This is a genomic window from Streptomyces sp. 13-12-16, from assembly GCF_002114215.1.
Lineage (GTDB): Bacteria > Actinomycetota > Actinomycetes > Streptomycetales > Streptomycetaceae > Streptomyces.
Window position 1 is genome coordinate 13305 of the sequence record NZ_NCTE01001213.1, and the last position, 451, is coordinate 13755.

Here is a 451-nt window from a genome sequence, read left to right on the forward strand (position 1 = left end):
CGCAGGGGGCTGAGCGGGCGGCGCGGGTGGCGGATCTGCGGAGGCGCTGACGGGCGGCTCGGGGGGTGCTTTGTGAGCGCCCTGCGCTTGTTGCTGCGGGCCGGGGGTGGGTGTTTGCGCCACCCCTGCGCTTATCGGGTGCCTCACGTCGACGCGGAGCGGGGCTGCGCCGTCCCGGTGTCTTGCGGGGCGCTCCGCGCTGGTGCCGGCCTGCGGGGTCCGGTGCGTTGCGGGGGGCCCGCGTTGAGGTGGGCCGGGGGCGGGGTTGCGGCCCCGGCGCGGTACGGGTGCCCCGTGCTGGTGTGGGCCGGGGCTGGGGTTACGCAGCCCGGCGCTTACGGGGTGCCTCCCCCAGAGGGGGTACCCCCAGCGCCCACCCGTGCCGCCCCAGCGGCACGACTGCCCGCGGAGACGGGGGCGGCGGCATGCGGCTGCTCGCGGGAACGGCGGG